Raw genomic sequence first — 240 nt, 5'->3', positions numbered from 1 at the left:
AGCACGTCCAGCAGCACCGGTGACATCCGGGCAAGCCGTGGCTTCCTGTCCGCCTGATCCAAGGCGCGGCTCCGTCCCTGCCAGCAGCCGCTGAATGTTGGCGCGATGGCGCGCGATCACGTAGAGGCCACCCGCGATGACCAACAGCCGATAAGGCAACGGCTGCTCCATGGCGCAGACGAGGGCAATCGCAGCGAGCGCCGCCGACATCGAACTCAGCGACACAATCCGGGACATTGC

At 65.8% G+C, this 240-nt stretch carries 1 protein-coding gene; it reads right to left on the bottom strand.

From position 1 onward, the window contains the following. Positions 1-240, bottom strand: a 240-nt coding sequence (locus ACZ3HG_RS24750; protein WP_465335176.1) for a glycerol-3-phosphate acyltransferase, incomplete at both ends; no start/stop codon positions are given.

It is taken from the genome of Erwinia sp. PME.40.26/001 (assembly GCF_055556675.1).
The sequence above is the reverse complement of the archived record's forward strand: the minus strand, read 5'-3'. Positions and strand labels throughout refer to the sequence as shown.